Annotated in this window: 17 protein-coding genes; all 17 read left to right on the forward strand. The window is 60.6% G+C overall.

Annotated elements, in window-relative coordinates; all coding sequences use genetic code 11:
* The first annotated feature begins 160 nt into the window (after positions 1 to 160).
* On the forward strand, positions 161 to 481 hold the full coding sequence (locus NKG95_RS16560) for a HesB/IscA family protein (RefSeq protein WP_023678237.1): 321 nt from the start codon (positions 161 to 163) through the stop codon (positions 479 to 481).
* A 239-nt stretch (positions 482 to 720) separates the two neighbouring features.
* Positions 721 to 966 (forward strand): NifU family protein, encoded by a 246-nt coding sequence (locus tag NKG95_RS16565; protein ID WP_352850716.1) that lies wholly within the window; start codon positions 721 to 723, stop codon positions 964 to 966.
* Complete coding sequence (nifS, locus tag NKG95_RS16570; protein WP_353041538.1) at positions 917 to 2,134, forward strand: cysteine desulfurase NifS; 1,218 nt, start codon at positions 917 to 919, stop codon at positions 2,132 to 2,134. The genes NKG95_RS16565 and nifS overlap by 50 nt, the downstream gene beginning before the upstream one ends.
* The gene (nifV, locus tag NKG95_RS16575) at positions 2,131 to 3,321 is read left to right on the forward strand and encodes a homocitrate synthase (protein WP_353041540.1); all 1,191 of its coding nucleotides are present in this window, start codon (positions 2,131 to 2,133) and stop codon (positions 3,319 to 3,321) included. The genes nifS and nifV overlap by 4 nt, the downstream gene beginning before the upstream one ends.
* 14 nt (positions 3,322 to 3,335) lie before the next feature.
* The gene (nifW, locus tag NKG95_RS16580) at positions 3,336 to 3,716 is read left to right on the forward strand and encodes a nitrogenase stabilizing/protective protein NifW (protein ID WP_352503026.1); all 381 of its coding nucleotides are present in this window, start codon (positions 3,336 to 3,338) and stop codon (positions 3,714 to 3,716) included.
* 188 nt (positions 3,717 to 3,904) lie between these two features.
* Positions 3,905 to 4,756: an electron transfer flavoprotein subunit beta/FixA family protein gene (locus NKG95_RS16585; RefSeq protein ID WP_352646932.1), complete on the forward strand. Its 852-nt coding sequence runs from the start codon at positions 3,905 to 3,907 to the stop codon at positions 4,754 to 4,756.
* A gap of 18 nt (positions 4,757 to 4,774) precedes the next feature.
* On the forward strand, positions 4,775 to 5,884 hold the full coding sequence (locus tag NKG95_RS16590; RefSeq protein WP_352646930.1) for an electron transfer flavoprotein subunit alpha/FixB family protein: 1,110 nt from the start codon (positions 4,775 to 4,777) through the stop codon (positions 5,882 to 5,884).
* A 9-nt stretch (positions 5,885 to 5,893) separates the two neighbouring features.
* Positions 5,894 to 7,201, forward strand: coding sequence for an FAD-binding protein (locus NKG95_RS16595; RefSeq protein WP_352646989.1), 1,308 nt, complete (start codon positions 5,894 to 5,896; stop codon positions 7,199 to 7,201).
* Positions 7,202 to 7,212: 11 nt separating this feature from the next.
* Entirely contained in the window at positions 7,213 to 7,512 is a 300-nt protein-coding gene (locus tag NKG95_RS16600; protein ID WP_352480510.1) for a ferredoxin family protein, read from the forward strand.
* Between the two features lie 182 nt (positions 7,513 to 7,694).
* A complete protein-coding gene (gene nifA, locus NKG95_RS16605) occupies positions 7,695 to 9,458 on the forward strand; it encodes a nif-specific transcriptional activator NifA (RefSeq protein ID WP_353041543.1) in 1,764 nt (587 codons plus the stop codon).
* Between the two features lie 238 nt (positions 9,459 to 9,696).
* Complete coding sequence (nifB, locus tag NKG95_RS16610) at positions 9,697 to 11,175, forward strand: nitrogenase cofactor biosynthesis protein NifB (RefSeq protein ID WP_353041545.1); 1,479 nt, start codon at positions 9,697 to 9,699, stop codon at positions 11,173 to 11,175.
* Positions 11,176 to 11,206: 31 nt separating this feature from the next.
* Positions 11,207 to 11,401 carry a 4Fe-4S dicluster domain-containing protein gene (locus tag NKG95_RS16615; RefSeq protein ID WP_352457023.1) on the forward strand — a complete coding sequence of 65 codons (195 nt, stop codon included), beginning with the start codon at positions 11,207 to 11,209 and terminating at the stop codon, positions 11,399 to 11,401.
* Between the two features lie 99 nt (positions 11,402 to 11,500).
* Positions 11,501 to 11,821, forward strand: a complete 321-nt coding sequence (locus tag NKG95_RS16620; protein WP_352772749.1) for a nitrogen fixation protein NifZ — start codon at positions 11,501 to 11,503, stop codon at positions 11,819 to 11,821.
* Positions 11,818 to 12,030, forward strand: coding sequence for a putative nitrogen fixation protein NifT (nifT, locus tag NKG95_RS16625; protein ID WP_023678250.1), 213 nt, complete (start codon positions 11,818 to 11,820; stop codon positions 12,028 to 12,030). Before NKG95_RS16620 ends, nifT begins: the two co-directional genes overlap by 4 nt.
* 36 nt (positions 12,031 to 12,066) lie before the next feature.
* On the forward strand, positions 12,067 to 12,972 hold the full coding sequence (locus NKG95_RS16630) for an SIR2 family NAD-dependent protein deacylase (RefSeq protein WP_353041547.1): 906 nt from the start codon (positions 12,067 to 12,069) through the stop codon (positions 12,970 to 12,972).
* Positions 12,973 to 13,045: 73 nt separating this feature from the next.
* The gene (locus NKG95_RS16635; RefSeq protein WP_353041549.1) at positions 13,046 to 14,914 is read left to right on the forward strand and encodes an ABC transporter ATP-binding protein; all 1,869 of its coding nucleotides are present in this window, start codon (positions 13,046 to 13,048) and stop codon (positions 14,912 to 14,914) included.
* The gene (locus NKG95_RS16640) at positions 14,914 to 16,809 is read left to right on the forward strand and encodes an ABC transporter ATP-binding protein (protein WP_352466661.1); all 1,896 of its coding nucleotides are present in this window, start codon (positions 14,914 to 14,916) and stop codon (positions 16,807 to 16,809) included. The genes NKG95_RS16635 and NKG95_RS16640 overlap by 1 nt, the downstream gene beginning before the upstream one ends.
* Positions 16,810 to 16,819 lie beyond the last annotated feature (10 nt).

Below are 16,819 nucleotides of genomic sequence, written 5' to 3' on the forward strand. Positions count from 1 at the left end.
CCGACAGTACGTGTCGGTTGGCCGACACCTTCGCAGCAATGGACTCACAAGAACCACCGCAGTGTCAGAGATGCCGCGCTGTGTTGAAACATTTTTTCGCTTTGGCACGGTGCATGCAACGTGATGCGCAAGCAGGTCCCGGACTGAGGAGAATGGAGCCATGATTACGCTCACCGACAACGCTGTTGCCGCCATCAAGACTGCTCTTTCCCGCGCCAGCGAGCCGGCGGAAGGCTTTCGCATCATGGTCCAGGCCGGCGGCTGCGCCGGCTTCAAATACTTAATGGGCCTGGAGAGCGTGTCGCGCGAGGGCGACGCGATCACCGAGACAGATGGGATCAAGCTGTTCGTGGACGCGGGCTCCCAACCGCATGTCGCCGGCATGACCGTTGACTTCCTCACCGGGCTCGAATCTTCCGGCTTTGTCTTCGATAACCCCAATGCGCGCGAGAAGTGCGGCTGCGGCAAGTCCTTCAGTTAAACGCCCGAAGCGCCTATGCGGCCGACGGACTCATTTTGCGGCAGAGGAGACTTATATGGCCGGCACGACAGATGTCCCCGTCCTAAAGAACAAGGAAAACGGATCTCGGGACCGCCATTCGCTTCCGGTAGGATGCAAAGAACGTCGCCTCCCGAAACAGTTCGGTTCCTGGTGGCACCCAAGCTGCTGGCGGCCAAATCGCGCCGCTGCGCCAAATTCGGCTTATCGATAGCGTTGTCGTGTTCGGGTGTCCTTGCCTGCGGGCTGACGGCGGCGACTGCGGACTTGTCCATGTCGACGCCGATCCGGTCTACGTCAAACTCTCGGGCGTCTGCGGCGGCTGCCAGTTCGGGCCCATCATCATCAACGGCATACGCCAGAGGCTCAATGAGGCGGTCGCGCGCTCGCGTCATTCCGGTCAACTGAGGATCGCACATGAAACTTGTCTACCTCGACAACAACGCAACCACACGGGTCGATCCTGAGGTCGTGCAAGCGATGTTGCCGTTCTTTAGGGATCAATTCGGCAACCCTTCGTCGGCGCACGCTCTTGGCGCCTCAGTCAGTGCGGCGGTGAGAAAGGCGCGGAGGCAGTTGCAAGCTCTGATCGGCGCGGAGTTCGACGATGAGATCACCTTCACCTCGGGTGGGACAGAAAGCGACAATGCAGCGCTTCTTTCGGCGCTCGAGGCGGCGCCCAACCGAACCGAGATCGTGACGTCCGCGGTCGAGCATCCCGCCGTGCTGACGCTCTGCGCGCATCTTGAGAAGACCCGCCGCGTCAAGGTGCACAGGATCCCGGTGGATTGCCGTGGCGGGCTCGACCTCGACGCCTATATGGCCGCCCTCACCCCACAGGTGGCAATCGTCTCGATAATGTGGGCGAACAATGAGACTGGTGTGATCTTCCCCGTGGCCAGGCTTGCCGAGTTGGCCAAGGAAGTGGGCGCCCTTTTCCATACCGATGCTGTGCAGGCGGTCGGCAAGCTTCCGATGGACCTGAAGTCGACCGCAATCGACATGCTGTCGCTCTCCGGCCACAAGCTGCACGGGCCGAAAGGGATCGGCGCGCTTTTCGTAAAACGTGGCGTCAATTTCCACTCGCTGATCAAGGGGGGCCACCAAGAACACAACCGGCGTGCTGGCACCGAGAATACGCCCGGCATAGTCGGGCTCGGCATGGCGGCCGAACTCGCCTTGAAATTCATGGACGACGAGATCACACGGGTAAAGTCGCTCCGCGACCGTTTAGAGGACGGAATTCTCCAGCGCATCCCAAGCACCTGTGTCACTGGTGATCCCCTGGAACGGTTGCCCAACACCGCAAACATCTCCTTCGAACATGTCGAAAGTGATGGAATTCCACTCCTCCTCAGCCGCGTGGGCATCGCGTGTTCCTCCGGCTCCGCCTGCACCTCCGGCTCTCTGGAACCGAGCCATGTCCTGAGCGCGATGAAAACGCCACACGCGGCAGTCCGCTTCTCCTTGGCGCGGGACAACGGCGAAGCGGACGTCGACCGGGTGCTCGAGGTCATGCCGGCAATCGTGGAGAAGCTGCGTGGCTTTCCCAGTTCTGGGCCGGGTAAGCGAAGCTCCGAAGACGTTCAATCCGGTCTATGCCTGAGCGGCAGCAGAACCGGCTACCGTTCATGACCCGTCATGTCTTTCTCAACGATACGACCTTGCGCGATGGCGAGCAGGCGCCCGGCGTCGCCTTTACCACGACGGAAAAGCTGGAGATCGCCGAGTCTCTTGCGGCGGCCGGCGTCGCAGAGATCGAGATCGGCACGCCGGTCATGGGCGCCGACGAGATCGAAACAATTCGCGCCGTGGTCGCGCGGTGTCTCCCGGTTCGGCTCATGGCCTGGTGCCGGATGACGTCGCTGGATCTCGATGCAGCGATCGAGAGCGGCGTCCACGCCGTCAATCTATCGCTGCCTGCGTCGGACATCCAACTTGCCGCCAAGCTCGGCCTCGATAAGGCGGGAGCGCTCCAGGTCATCGAACATATGGTCAGGCGCGCAGCCGCCGCCGGCTTCTTCGTCGCGGTGGGCTGCGAGGATGCCTCGCGGGCCAATCGGGATCATCTCGCCCGCGTCATCGAGACGGCTGCACGCGCCGGCGCAAGCCGCGTCAGGCTAGCCGACACAGTCGGCGTTCTCGACCCGTTTTCGACCTTCGAACTTGTCGCCCAGCTCGTGGCGCAGTCTCCAATCGACCTTGAATTTCATGCGCACAACGATCTCGGACTTGCTGCCGCCAACACGCTGGCCGCGATCCGCGCAGGCGCGCGCCATGCGTCCGTCACCGTCCTGGGGCTCGGCGAGCGTGCGGGCAATGCCGCGCTGGAAGAGGTGGCCGCCGCGATGGCGGTCCTCGACGGCGCGGATACCGGCATGGAGCTGACCGCATTGCCCGACCTCGCCGCCCAGGTGGCTTGGGCCGCCCGCCGGCAGACCGCGGCCATTAAACCGGTCGTCGGCGCCGATGTTTTCACGCACGAATCCGGCATTCACGTCGCAGGGCTGCTGAAGGACTCGCGTACTTATCAAGGGCTCGATCCGGCTCTCGTGGGCCGCTGCCGGCGTATCGTCATCGGCAAGCATTCCGGCGCCACTGCGATTGCCCATGTGCTGAGCGAAAGCGGTCGCGATCTCGACCCGGATCTGGCAGCCGCGATGGTGGCCCGCGTCCGGCGCGAGGCGGCCGAGACCAAATCGACCGTCACTGCAACTCAACTGGTCGAGCTCTACGATGGAATGTGCAGCGAGGCATCCCTCGCGGAGCTGTGCGGGTCCAGGTCAGCCGTGCGCGAGCGCACCGACACCACAGTTTTCTGACCAGGGAGAATGCAATGAATTGTTCCGCTGACAGCCGCCCCATCGATGTCACCGACATCCTCGCACGACTGAAGCGCCTGTCGGCTGCGGAGGAGTTCTTCGCAGTCCTTGGCGTCTCCTATGATCCGAAGGTGCTGAATGTCTCGCGGCTCCATATCATGAAGCGCGTGGGCCAATACCTTGCCGAAGAAGATTTCTCCGGTCTGCCCGACCAGGTGATTGCCGCGCGGGTGCGCGCGACGCTCGAACGCGCTTACGAGGACTTCGCGGTTTCCTCGCCGCTCACCCATCGGGTCTTCAAGGTGCTCAAAGACCACGATCCGAACAAACCTGCCACGCCGGGCCGCACCTTTGTCCCGTTCGACTCCGTACTGAAGCGGTTCGGACAGGAATGACCGCGACACGGGTTGCGACGCGACAATGTCGAGAAGCCGACAAATCCGGTCATCACCACGGCGGCCTCAGAAGCAACCAAGCGAAGTTCTAGGAATAGGGGGCAGCGCAAAACAGTTGGCACGAATGATGCGCACCAAAGAGATAACCGCCAAGCCCGCATCCGGACAGGAGCCTAGAGAAACCGCCAATGCACATCGTAATCTGCATCAAGCAGGTGCCGGACTCGGCACAGATAAGGGTCCATCCGGTGACGAACACGATCATGCGCCAAGGTGTTCCGACTATCATCAACCCTTACGACCTGTTCGCCCTCGAAGAAGCCCTCAGACTGCGCGACGCCCATGGTGGCGAAGTCACCGTGCTCACTATGGGTCCGCCCATGGCAGAGGACGCGCTGCGCAAGGCGCTCGGTTACGGCGCCGACCGAGCGGTGCTCTTGACCGACCGCTATTTTGCCGGCTCCGACACGCTGGCGACCTCGTTCGCCCTTTCCCAGGCAATCGCGAAGGTTGGCGAGACGTTCGGCACGCCAGACCTCGTCTTCACCGGCAAGCAGACGATCGATGGCGACACCGCCCAGGTCGGACCCGGCATCGCCAAGCGCCTCGATCTCCTGCAACTGACCTATGTCGCGAAGATCGCCTCTATTGACCTTGCTGCACGCGAGATCAAGGTCGAGCGCCGCTCCGAAGGCGGCACACAGATGCTGAAGAGCAAGCTCCCTTGCCTGATCACCATGCTGGAAGGCACAAACGAGATCCGCCGGGGCTCTATCCAGGACGCCCTGTGCGCCGCGCGCAGCCAGGTCTTGAAATGGAGTGCCGCCGACGCCGGCATTGAGGATCTCACCAAATGCGGCCTGCGCGGTTCACCGACGGTCGTCAAGCGCGTTTTCGCCCCTCCTGCGCGGGCGGAAAAGGCGGCAAAAATCGACACCGCCGAGATGGCCTTGCGCGATGTCGCTGACGAACTCATCACGGCAATTTTCACCCGCCAGCCGGCATTGGAACATGAGCTCGCCTTCAACGGCGGCGCGTGAGAGGGCAAGGAGCAGACGATGTCGACCGCGAACCGAGAAACCCCTCGCCCTGCCGCCGGCCGTGCCGGCATAAAGAAGGAGCTGCCCGCGCATTTCAAAGACTACCGGCACGTTTGGGTTTTCATCGAGCTCGAACGCGGCCAGGTCCATCCCGTATCATTCGAACTGCTCGGCGAAGGCCGCAAGTTAGCAGACAAGCTTCAGGTCCAGCTTGCGGGCGTCGTGCTTGGACCGCCGGGAGAGGCCATCGGGAATGCCGTTGCCGAAGCGTTCGCTTATGGCGCCGACCTTGTCTACATCGTCGAGGCGCCGCTGCTCGCCGACTATCGGAACGAGCCATTCACCAAGGCGATGACGGATCTGGTCGATGCCCACAAACCCGAGATCCTTCTTCTCGGCGCCACCACACTCGGCAGGGATCTTGCCGGCTCCGTGGCGACGACCTTGCAGACAGGGCTCACGGCCGACTGCACCGAACTTGATGTGGATACCGACGGATCGCTCGCCGCCACCCGTCCGACTTTCGGCGGTTCCTTGTTGTGCACGATCTATACGCTCAATTTCCGCCCCCAGATGGCGACAGTGCGACCGAGGGTCATGCCCATGCCGCAGCGGGCGGACAAACCGGTCGGGCGTGTCATCCGGCACAAGCTCTCGGTAGTCGAGGACGAGATCGTTACCAAAATCCTCGGCTTCCTGCCGGATAGTCAGTCGGCAAAGGCAAATCTTGCCTATGCCGACGTCGTGGTTGCGGGAGGCCTCGGTCTAGGCGCGGCGGAGAACCTGCAGCTTGTGAAGAATCTCGCGCGAGCAATCGGCGCCGAGCACGGCTGTTCGCGCCCGTTGGTCCAGAAGAGCTGGATGCCAGCTGATCGGCAGATCGGCCAAACTGGCAAGACCATCCGGCCGAAGCTTTACATAGCGGCCGGGATTTCCGGCGCCGTCCAGCATCGGGTTGGCGTGGAGGGGGCGGATCTCATCGTGGCCATCAACACCGACCCGAACGCGCCGATTTTCGATTTCGCTCACCTCGGGATCGTCACCGACGCGATCCGCTTCCTGCCCGCACTGACGGAAGCCTTCACCCGGCGGCTGTCGCCCCACAGTCGCGATAAGCTTGCGAGCTAAGGGATGGACATGATTGAGGAACAATTCGACGCCATTGTTATTGGGGCCGGCATGTCCGGAAACGCAGCTGCTTACACCATGGCCAGCCACGGCCTGAAGGTGCTGCAGTTGGAGCGGGGTGAATATCCGGGGTCCAAGAATGTCCAGGGTGCCATCATGTACGCGAACATGCTGGAGAAGATCATCCCGGATTTCCGGGACGATGCGCCTCTCGAGCGGCATTTGGTTGAACAGCGGCTTTGGGTGATGGACGACACGTCCCACACCGGGATTCACTATCGGTCGGACGACTTCAATGAGGCGAAGCCCAACCGCTACACGATCATCCGTGCCCAGTTCGATAAATGGTTTTCGCGTAAGGTGCGCGAGGCGGGCGCGACGGTTCTGTGCGAGACGACCGTGACGGAACTCATCCGTGACGCCAAGGACAGGGTGATCGGCGTCCGCACAGACCGGGCCGGCGGAGCCATCTACGCGGACGTGGTCGTCCTCGCAGAAGGTGTCTGCGGACTGCTTGGCACTCGGGCCGGCCTGCGCGAGATGCCGAAGCCGCAAACCGTGGCGCTCGCCGTCAAGGAAATGCATTTCCTGCCCGAAGAGGTCATTGAGCAGCGGTTCGGCCTCAAAGGCGATGAAGGCTGCGTGATCGAGGCGGTGGGCACGACCTCCCGCAGCATGGCCGGGCTCGGCTTCCTCTACACCAACAAGGAGTCGATCTCACTGGGCATTGGCTGCCTCGTCTCCGATTTCGCCGCGATGGCCGAGAGCCCTTACGTCCTCCTCGACGCCTTAAAAAGCCATCCTTCGATCCGGCCGCTGATCGCCGGCTCGGAAGTGAAAGAATATTCCGCGCATCTCATTCCCGAAGGCGGCTACAAGGCTATTCCGCAGCTCTTTGGCGACGGTTGGGTCGTGGTCGGCGATGCCGCGCAACTGAACAACGCCATTCACCGCGAGGGTTCGAACCTCGCCATGACCTCCGGCCGCATCGCGGCTGAGGCAATCATCGAGGTCAAGAGCCGCAACGGTCCTATGACCAACCGGAATCTCGCCCTTTACAAAGCCATGCTGGACAAGTCCTTCGTGGTCAAGGACCTAAGGAAATACAAAGACATGCCGGCCCTGCTCCACACCAATTCCTGCAATTACTTCACGACTTATCCGCGGTTGATGTCGCAAGCCGCGCAGAATTTCATGCGTGTCGACGGCACGCCGAAGATCGAGAAGGAAAAGGCGACCACGGCGGCCTTCATCAAGGCGCGCTCGCGCTGGGGGCTGGTCAGCGACGCGGTCCGCCTTGCATTGGCGTGGCGCTGAGGGGAGACGAAATGACGATCGCAGTGACGAAGTCACGTGTCGAGGACAAGCTTTACCAGAACCGCTACTTGGTGGATTCCGGCCGTCCGCATATCAAAGTGCTACCGCACGAGAGGCCAAGCGCGAACTTGCTCGCGCTGACCCACGTCTGCCCCGCGAAATGTTATGAGTTGAACGACAAAGGTCAAGTGGAGATCACCGCCGACGGCTGCATGGAGTGCGGCACCTGCCGGATTTTGTGCGAGACCAGTGGCGAGATCGAGTGGAACTATCCACGCGGCGGCTTCGGAGTCCTCTTCAAATTCGGATGACCGAGGCACGCACCGTATCAACAGGGTCAATCTTGGTACACCTGAGGTCGGGACCAACGCCAAGTCTATCTTTGCTTGAATTGCCGCGCCACGAAGAGAAGCTCGTGAATACTGTGCTTTCAGAATTCAGACTCAGACACAAAAGGAGGAGCACTCTGGACGACAACCGCTGAGGTGTTTCCATGGCTCACGTACCGCAAGATCGGGTCGACGAGGTAGCACCTCGGGATACCCGCCCTGAACCGCCCATCAAAAGCATGCCCCAAGCAGATATCGCGCTCAGGGGACTCTACGAGATATCGAAGGTGCTGACCGCCCCCAGCGAGCTGGAGATTACGCTCGCCAATGTCGTGAACATCCTGCCTTCGTTTCTGCAGATGCGTCACGGAGCAATCGTCGTCGTGGACGCTGAAGGAGAGCCGGAGATTGCCGCAACTGCCGGCAATACCCACGCACCTCAATCAGGCACTCGCCGCGTCATACCACAGGCCATAACAGATCAGATCGTCGCTACGGGGACGCCGCTCTTCATACCGGACGTCCGCAAGTCCCAACTATTTCAGGCTGACCTTCAAACATCTTCGAGCAGCGGCACCATCCCAATTGCCTTTATCGGTATCCCGCTAAAGGCTGATCATAAAATCCTTGGGACATTGTCGATCGACCGCGCCGGAGACGGCGCCACCGACTTTCGCGACGACGAGGACACATACTTCCTGACGATGGTCGCCAACCTTGTCGGCCGGACGATCCGTCTCCATCGCATCCTGAGTACAGATCGTCAGCGGTCTGTCCATGAGCAATGGAGACCGGAGAAATCGCCCAACGAGGGGAGGACCTACGACCCTGCCCGGCATGCGGATGTCAAAATCGACGGGATCATCGGGGAAAGCCCCGCACTCAAGCAGGTGCTCGAAACCGTCTCCGTCGTAGCAGGGACCAATTCCACCGTGCTACTGCGGGGTGAAAGCGGCACCGGCAAGGAATTCTTTGCGCAAGCCATCCATAAGCTCTCACGTCGGAGGAAGAAGTCTTTCGTCAAATTGAACTGCGCCGCACTGTCTGAAAGCGTTCTGGAGTCAGAACTGTTTGGGCATGAAAAGGGCGCTTTCACGGGTGCTATCTCCCAGCGCGCCGGTCGTTTTGAATTGGCAAATGAGGGAACGCTGCTACTTGATGAAATCGGCGAGATTTCGCCGGCCTTTCAAGCCAAGTTGTTGCGTGTCTTGCAGGAAGGCGAGTTGGAGCGAGTCGGCGGCACCAAAACGCTACAGGTCGACGTGCGCCTCATATGCGCCACCAACAAGGACCTCGAGACGGCCGTCATAAAAGGGGAGTTCAGGGCCGACCTTTATTACCGCATCAATGTGGTGCCAATTATCCTGCCTCCGCTCAGAGAGCGACCCGGCGATATTCCACGCCTTGCGAACGCGTTCCTCAACCGATTCAACAAGGAGAACGATCGCGCACTCGCCTTCGCGCCGTCGGCGCTTGACCTGATCTCGCAATGCTACTTCCCTGGTAATGTCCGCGAGCTGGAGAACTGCGTCCAAAGGACGGCGACACTTGCGCGTTCAAGGACGATCACGCCATCCGATTTCGCCTGTAAGAAGAGCCAGTGCCTTTCCTGGCTCCTCTGGAAGCGAGCCGACCGCTCGAATGGCGGCAATACCATCGACGATCTCGCACGGGTCAACGCAGTGCCGGTCGGATTGCGGCTGCCGGCCAGTCGCATCGGTGCCTCCGCAGGCAACGTATCTCCCCTTGCGGCCGGCGATCCGAACGATCCCGCTTGTCCCCCGCGTCTGACGGAACGCGACCGGCTGATCGACGCGATGGACAAGGCCGGTTGGGTTCAGGCCAGGGCGGCTCGTATCCTCGGCCTCACGCCGCGGCAAATCGGCTACGCGCTGCGCCGGCATGGTATCGAGGTGAAGAAATTCTAGACGTTGTGATGACGTCAAACGTAAGCACGGAGTAGTCTCCCTCACACTCTGCGCGCCCAAGGCTGGTAGCCTTCGCGACCCGATTTGCTTGTCCACTGTCGGAAGCACGACAAAGGTGTGTCGGAGCAATCCGACGGAATCCGACACGAAAGCCAATTCGTGAACCAAAACCGCTCTTTGAGCTGGCATAGCTCTTGCGGTTTGAACTGCGACATTCACCCAGCAACGGAGCCGTTCGATGTCCGCACCGGCAATTTCGCTTGAGAGCCTCAGCACGACATTGGGTGACCAGTTGATTGCCACCGTGAAAGCCGGGGGCTGCGCGTCTTCGTCCTGCGGCTCGGCGATAAAGCCGGACGACACTGATCCGGCTATCCGGGAGAAGATCAAGGATCACCCCTGCTTTTCAGAAGAGGCGCATCACTATTTCGCGCGCATGCACATCGCGGTCGCGCCCGGCTGCAATATCCAGTGCAACTACTGCAATCGCAAATATGACTGCGCCAACGAAAGCCGGCCTGGGGTGGTCTCCGAAAAGCTGACGCCCGACCAGGCGCTACGCAAGGTGGTCGCGGTCGCCAACGAGGTGCCGCAGCTCTCCGTGCTCGGCATCGCCGGACCGGGCGATGCCTGTTACGACTGGAAGAAGACGAAGGCAACGTTCGAACGAGTTGCCAGGGAAATCCCAGACATCAAGTTTTGCATCTCCACGAATGGGCTCGCGCTGCCGGACCATGTCGATGAGCTTGCCGACATGAATGTCGATCACGTGACGATCACCATCAACATGGTCGACCCTGAGATCGGTGCAAAGATCTATCCTTGGATCTTTTACGACCATCGCCGCTACGTCGGCATCGAAGCCGCCCGGATCCTGCACGAGCGGCAGATGTTGGGTCTGGAGATGCTGACTGCGCGCGGCATCCTCACCAAAATCAATTCGGTGATGATCCCCGGCGTGAACGATGAGCATCTGGTCGAGGTGAATAGATGGGTCAAGGAGCGAGGCGCGTTCCTGCACAACCTCATGCCGCTGATTTCGGACCCGGCGCACGGCACGCACTACGGACTGAGCGGGCAACGCGGCCCAAACGCAATGGAGATGAAGGCTCTTCAGGATCGTGTCGAAGGCGGCGCCCAGTTGATGCGCCACTGCCGGCAGTGCCGGGCAGATGCCGTCGGCCTGCTCGGAGAGGATCGTGGCCAGGAATTCACAGTCGACCGGATTCCCGGCGAGGTCACCTACGATGCCAGCAATCGCAAGGCCTATCGGGAGCTGGTCGCGGAGGAGCGTCGTGATTACGTGGCGGCTAGGAGAGAAGCGATCGGATTGGTCAAGGCAGCGAGCCCCGGCAAGTCCCTTCTCTTCGCGGTGGCGACCAAGGGCGGCGGCCGCGTCAATGAACATTTCGGCCATGCGAAGGAATTCCAGGTTTATCAAGCCTCGCCGAGAGGGATCAGCTTTGTCGGGCATCGGAAGGTGGAGCAATATTGCCTCGGCGGCTGGGGCGGAGAAGCCGCCCTCGATGGCGTCATCGCAGCGCTTGAAGGCATAGACATCGTGCTGTGCGCCAAGATCGGAAATTGCCCGCAGGATCAGCTCGCGGACGCTGGAATCCGAGCCACCGACGCTTATGCCCATGACTATATCGAGACCGCAATCAGCGCGATTTACGCCGCCGCGTGTGGGACCCCCGCACTCGCGGCGACGGCCTGAGCTGTCTCATTCATTCGGACCAGGAGTTAAAATGGCTTTCAAGATCATCGCATCCCAATGCACCCAATGCGGCGCCTGCGAATTCGAATGTCCCTCCGGCGCGATCAAGTTCAAAGGCGAGAGCTACGTGATCGAGCCGCACAAGTGCACCGAGTGCGAGGGGGTATTCGATGCGCAGCAATGTGCCTCGGTATGCCCGGTGCCGAAGACCTGCGTTCCTGCGTGACGGACATTGGGCTGCCGACATGGTCGGGGCTGCCTCCGCAGGACGCCTGGAACGCCTTTGTTCATAATCTGCAGCCTCAAGAGAAATCAGGGAACGGACATGTCGCTCGGACGCGAAGAGGAGGTCGAAATCCGCAGGCCTCCACGATTCATGCCGGGAGAGCGGGTACGTGCCACTCGCCACATAAAGAATGACGGCACCTATCCTGGAAGGGAGATCGGCGAAAATCTCGTGCGGAAGGGCGACGAGGGATATGTGCGCGACATTGGCACCTTTCTCCAGCAGTTCTTCATCTATGCGGTCGAATGGATCGACCGTGGCACCGTCGTCGGGATGCGAGCGCGTGAACTGATGAGCCTCGACAAAGCCGAGGCGCCCTGCAGTGCTGATTGCAATACCAATGAAGGGACAGCCAGATGAAAGTCATGATCCGCAGGACCGATGCTGGCTTGTCGGCGTATGTCCCGAAGAAGGACCTCGAAGAGCCGATCATCAAGCTCGAGAAGGAAGAGTTGTGGGGCGGAACTGTGACGCTCAGGAACGGGTGGCGGCTCCTTCTCCCCGATCTTCCACGGGATACGCGTCTGCCGATCACCGTCGAGGCAAGGAAGGTTTCCGAAGAGGACTGATGCTGCCCCTTGATAGGTGCGTCGCGAGGAACGAGCATGAACACGATCCTGACATCGGGCCACCTCGTCATCGTGCGGGACAGTTTTGCCGAAAAGCTGCTTGACCTGGCGAAGGAAGCGCTCGCCGCCGATGAGGTGATCCCCTATCTCGGTCCGGGTCTTCTTGGGTTCAACTGTTCGGAACCGCCTGTGCCGCATACGCCCGAGGTCGTTGCCGCGGCACTCAATGCACGGGCGCCAGCCCCTTCCAGGATCCGCACCAATATGTGGTCGGTTGCGCAGTTCATCGAACAGCGCCGGCATCGCCGGACGCTTCAAGCTTGGATGACCGACATATTCGCAGCGCCGGTGGCGCCCACCCTCCTCCACGCCTGGCTCGCAAGGCTGCCGCTCTCCCTCATCGTCGACAGCTGGTACGACGGCGCGATGCGCACGGCTCTCGTAGAGACCGGCCGAACGGACGTCGTTGAGATACAAGGCGTCACGCGCGCGAACGAAATCGGTAACATTTGGACGAAAACCTACGATTTGTCCGGGAGGGAACTCGACCCCCGATCGGGGGCGAAGACGGTTCTCTATACACCTCACGGGAGTATTAGGCCGGCGCAAAACTTTCTCGTCGCAGATTCCGATTATGTCGAAGTCCTGACCGAAATCGATATCCAGACACCGATCCCAGACGTGGTGAAGGAACGGCGCATCACCCGTGGATTTTTCTTCGTTGGCTGCCGCTTCAACGATCAGATGCTGCGCACCTACGCCAGGCAGATCATGAAGCGCTCCCGAGGTCCACATTGCGCGGTAATGGACGCGGAAACGCTGACCAGAAACGAATCGCGTTTCTTTGCGGCATGCGCAATCACGGTGATCGACATGCCAGTAAGTGAAGCCGCGGCTCGGCTTATAGGAACGGGCACTGCTGCAGGTGGTGGACAGGATTAACAATGGCGGGCCCCTTTGATGATTGGTCCTTCGGCTTGCCTCGAAGGCGAAAAATGCAGTCGGGAATACACCCGTGAGCAGTGATGCTATCGACAGCGCAACGAACGCTCTGAATTCGTTGACCGATGTGGAAGCGGCGCGCTGGGGCCGGGATTTGAGTACGCTGTTGCGCATCACGCGTATGAATTTGCGCCATCCGTGGCAGGTTGCCCTCGCTATGGGCTCGACGATCATGGCGGCAATCCTCCAGTTGCTCATTCCCCAGCTTCTCGGCCGGGCTGTCGACCAGACCCAGACAGTTATCGGGGGCGGTGTCGCGGGGAGCGCGGCAGGACAAGCGCTCTGGGCCCCGGCTCTCCTGCTGCTCGCCGTCAGCGCGCTGCGCGGCGTTTTCACGATGGCGCAGAACTTTTTTGCCGAAGCCGTCGGGCATCATGTCGCGTACGAACTGCGGCTCGCCTACTACGACAAGATCCAGCGTCTCAGCTTTTCCTTTCACGACCGGGTCCATTCAGGCGATCTGATCACCATCGGAATGCTCGATCTCCAAGGCGTGCGGATGTATTTTTCCACCGCGCTTGTTCGCGTGGTCCTGCTCACCATGCTGATCGGGATCGGCGCCTACATGATGATCTCGACCGATCCCATGCTCGGCCTGGTCGCGCTGAGCTTCGTGCCTTTTGTCGCCTGGCGCTCATCGACCACACAGCTTAGGCTGCGCGCCACCTGGCTCGACCTCTATGAGCGCCTTTCGGTACTAAGCCGCGTGATGAAGGAAAATCTCGCAGGCATCCGCGTGGTCCGCGCTTTTGCGGCTCAATCCTATGAGATGCTGAAGTTCGACCGCGCTTCCAAGAACGCGCTCGGCCTCGCCAACGATCTCGTTGACATCTACGTACCCAGCACGTCGGCGATGACCTTGTCCTTCTTTTTCGCAATGGGATTGGTGCTTTGGATCGGTGGCAACAAGCTCGTCGCTGGCGAGATCAGCGTCGGAACCATGGCGACCTTCCTGACCTTCATGACCATCCTGCAAATGCCAGTCCGCCAGATCGGCCTCATGGTCAATGCCTTTGCCCGCGCTTCTAGCTGCGGTTCGCGGCTTTTCGGTCTCCTCGATCAGGAGATCACAATCAGGGATGCTCTCGAGGCCAGACCGCTTGAGATAAGCGACGGCACTCTGCGCTTCCACAATGTCTCATTTGCGTACCCCAACGCCGAAAACCGCGCCATTCTGAAGAACCTCAGCTTTGAGGCCCGCAGAGGCGAGACGATCGCGATCGTCGGTCCGCCGGGTTCCGGCAAATCGACGATGGCTCATCTGGTCCCCCGCTTTTACGACGTGACCGGTGGCGCCATCACTTTGGACGGCCAGGACATACGCAATGTCACCCTCGAGAGCCTTCGCAAGGCGGTCGCGGTTGTACAGCAGGATGCGTTCCTGTTCACCACCACGATCGAGAACAACATCGCTTATGGCGATCCTTGGGCGAAGAGACAGCGAATTGAACACGCTGGCGAATTCGCCCAGCTCCACGACTACATTCTCGGGCTCCCAGCAGGGTATGAGACGGTCGTGGGCGAACGCGGCGTTTCTCTCTCTGGCGGCCAGCGCCAGCGTCTCACGATTGCTCGCACCATGATGCTGCGCCCCTCTGTCGTCGTTTTCGACGACTCAATGGCCGCGATCGATGCCGGCACCGAGCAGCGCATTCGCGCGGCGATGCGGCGGTTCGCCAAGGATCGGGTGACGATCATCATCGCGCACCGGCTGAGTGCGCTTATGCATGCCGATCAAATCCTTTTTGTCGATAACGGCGAAATCGTAGAACGCGGCACCCATGAAGAGCTTCTGGCGAAGCGGGGACGCTACAGGGCCCTTTACGATCTCCAGACGCGCCCGGGTGATAGCATTATGACCCAGTATGGGGGCGCCCGCTGATGGCGCAGCGCCGCGCCGGCGAACTCGAAGCCGAACGTGACGACGGCAGACGCCCTCCGCGCGCGGTTGTCGGCTCGCACCGCATCGAGGAGGAGATGTTCGGCCGGGCTTTCGACAAGAGCATCCTCCGGCGCATCTGGGCCTTCGTCCGTCCCTATCGGGCCAGGGTAGTCATCACGATTGCAGCAATGCTGATCTTCACCGGGACGCAGCTTCTCATCCCGTTGATCATCCGCTACGCGATCGACCAGGGCATGAACCCGGCAAGGACCGATCGCTCAGCCCAGCTTGCGGCCGTCGGGGCGTTCGTTTTGGCGATTTTGGTCAATTTCGCTGCCGGCTACATGCAGGAAACCGTCGTTGGGAAAGTGGCCGAAACTGTCCTGTTCGACATCCGCCGCGCCATGTTTGGCCATCTGCAGAAGGTTTCGCTCTCCTTCATGGACAAGACCGAGGTCGGGCGCCTCATGTCGCGCCTGCAAGGCGACGTTAACTCCATACAGGAATTCCTCGAAACCTCGGTATATTCCGTAGGCGATGTTGCGCTTCTCTTCGGCATCGTTTTCGTAATGCTGTGGCTCGACTTCCGCCTCGGCCTCCTGACGCTCTCGGTTCTGCCGATCCTGGTGATCGTCCGCATTGTCTGGCTGCCACGTGCCCGCGACGCCTTCATGGCTGCACACGAAACCAATTCCGTCGTCAATGGCGCGCTGGCCGAAGCCATTCACGGCGTGCGGACCATACAGTCAATGGATCGCCAGCAGGTGAATTTCATTCTTTTTGACGACCGGGCCCATGCCAACCTCAGGACCCAACTGATCGCTGCCAGATATGCACTGGCGATATTGCCCATCGTCGATGGCCTCACCGGCCTCGCCTTGGCCGCCGTTATTGTGGTCGGCGGCTCGATGGTCGTGAATAGCCGCATAGATGTGGGGGTTTTGGTTGCCTACCTGTTTTACATCCAGCGCTTCTTTGACCCGATCCGCTCACTCACCCTGCAATATTCGATCATGCAGCGCGCCATGGCCTCAGGCAAGCGCCTGACCGATGTGCTCGACGTCAAGATCGATGTTCAGGACAAACCCAATGCCGAGGTGCTTTCGCCCGAAATGGACGGCTCGGTCGAGTTTAGGGACGTCACCTTCGGCTACGATCCGAACCGTTCGGTTCTGAAAAATGTCTCCTTCCGGGTCAATCCCGGCGAGACGGTCGCACTGGTCGGGCCGAGCGGTTCTGGCAAATCGAGCGCGATGGCCCTGGTCCACCGCTTCTATGATGTTCAGCAGGGCCAAGTGCTGGTCGGCGGACATGATGTGCGCGATCTCACCCAGGAATCGCTCGGCCGCCAGGTCGCCATGGTGCTGCAGGAGCCGTTCCTGTTCACCGGGACGGTCTTCGAGAACATTCGATACCACAAGACGGAAGCCACGCGCGACAAGGTGATCGAGGCCGCCAAGGCGGTCGGCGCCCACGACTTCATAATGAGCCTCGCCGACGGGTATGAGACCCAACTTGGCGAACGCGGCGACAACTTATCTCTCGGCCAGCGCCAGCTTATCAGTTTCGCCCGCGCCCTCGTCGCCGACGCCAAGATCCTCGTGCTCGACGAAGCTACCGCCAACATCGACAGCTACACGGAAATGCAGATTCAGAAGGCTCTGATAAAGCTGCTTGAAGGGCGCACTGGCCTCGTCATCGCCCACCGTCTTGCCACGATCCGGGGTGCCGACCGCATCATCGTGCTTCAGAATGGCCAAGTTATTGCGACTGGCAACCACGATCAGCTATTAGCCATGGGGGGCCTGTATTCCAAACTCTACAATCTCAACTACGCCTCCTTTGACGATATTCCAGAACACGATACGACCGTACAAGCCGGCTCCCAGACCTGACGTCTTGGCG

The organism is Mesorhizobium sp. M1423, assembly GCF_040317575.1.
Classification (GTDB): domain Bacteria; phylum Pseudomonadota; class Alphaproteobacteria; order Rhizobiales; family Rhizobiaceae; genus Mesorhizobium.

Coding starts and splice junctions, on each gene's coding strand:
- NKG95_RS16620 (WP_352772749.1), top strand. CDS start 11,501: ATGTCGCTCGGACGCGAAGAGGAGGTCGAAATCCGCAGGCCTCCACGA.
- nifW (WP_352503026.1), top strand. CDS start 3,336: ATGAATTGTTCCGCTGACAGCCGCCCCATCGATGTCACCGACATCCTC.
- NKG95_RS16595 (WP_352646989.1), top strand. CDS start 5,894: ATGATTGAGGAACAATTCGACGCCATTGTTATTGGGGCCGGCATGTCC.
- NKG95_RS16585 (WP_352646932.1), top strand. CDS start 3,905: ATGCACATCGTAATCTGCATCAAGCAGGTGCCGGACTCGGCACAGATA.
- NKG95_RS16590 (WP_352646930.1), top strand. CDS start 4,775: ATGTCGACCGCGAACCGAGAAACCCCTCGCCCTGCCGCCGGCCGTGCC.
- NKG95_RS16640 (WP_352466661.1), top strand. CDS start 14,914: ATGGCGCAGCGCCGCGCCGGCGAACTCGAAGCCGAACGTGACGACGGC.
- nifA (WP_353041543.1), top strand. CDS start 7,695: ATGGCTCACGTACCGCAAGATCGGGTCGACGAGGTAGCACCTCGGGAT.
- nifS (WP_353041538.1), top strand. CDS start 917: ATGAAACTTGTCTACCTCGACAACAACGCAACCACACGGGTCGATCCT.
- NKG95_RS16615 (WP_352457023.1), top strand. CDS start 11,207: ATGGCTTTCAAGATCATCGCATCCCAATGCACCCAATGCGGCGCCTGC.
- NKG95_RS16630 (WP_353041547.1), top strand. CDS start 12,067: ATGAACACGATCCTGACATCGGGCCACCTCGTCATCGTGCGGGACAGT.
- NKG95_RS16560 (WP_023678237.1), top strand. CDS start 161: ATGATTACGCTCACCGACAACGCTGTTGCCGCCATCAAGACTGCTCTT.
- nifT (WP_023678250.1), top strand. CDS start 11,818: ATGAAAGTCATGATCCGCAGGACCGATGCTGGCTTGTCGGCGTATGTC.
- NKG95_RS16600 (WP_352480510.1), top strand. CDS start 7,213: ATGACGATCGCAGTGACGAAGTCACGTGTCGAGGACAAGCTTTACCAG.
- nifB (WP_353041545.1), top strand. CDS start 9,697: ATGTCCGCACCGGCAATTTCGCTTGAGAGCCTCAGCACGACATTGGGT.
- nifV (WP_353041540.1), top strand. CDS start 2,131: ATGACCCGTCATGTCTTTCTCAACGATACGACCTTGCGCGATGGCGAG.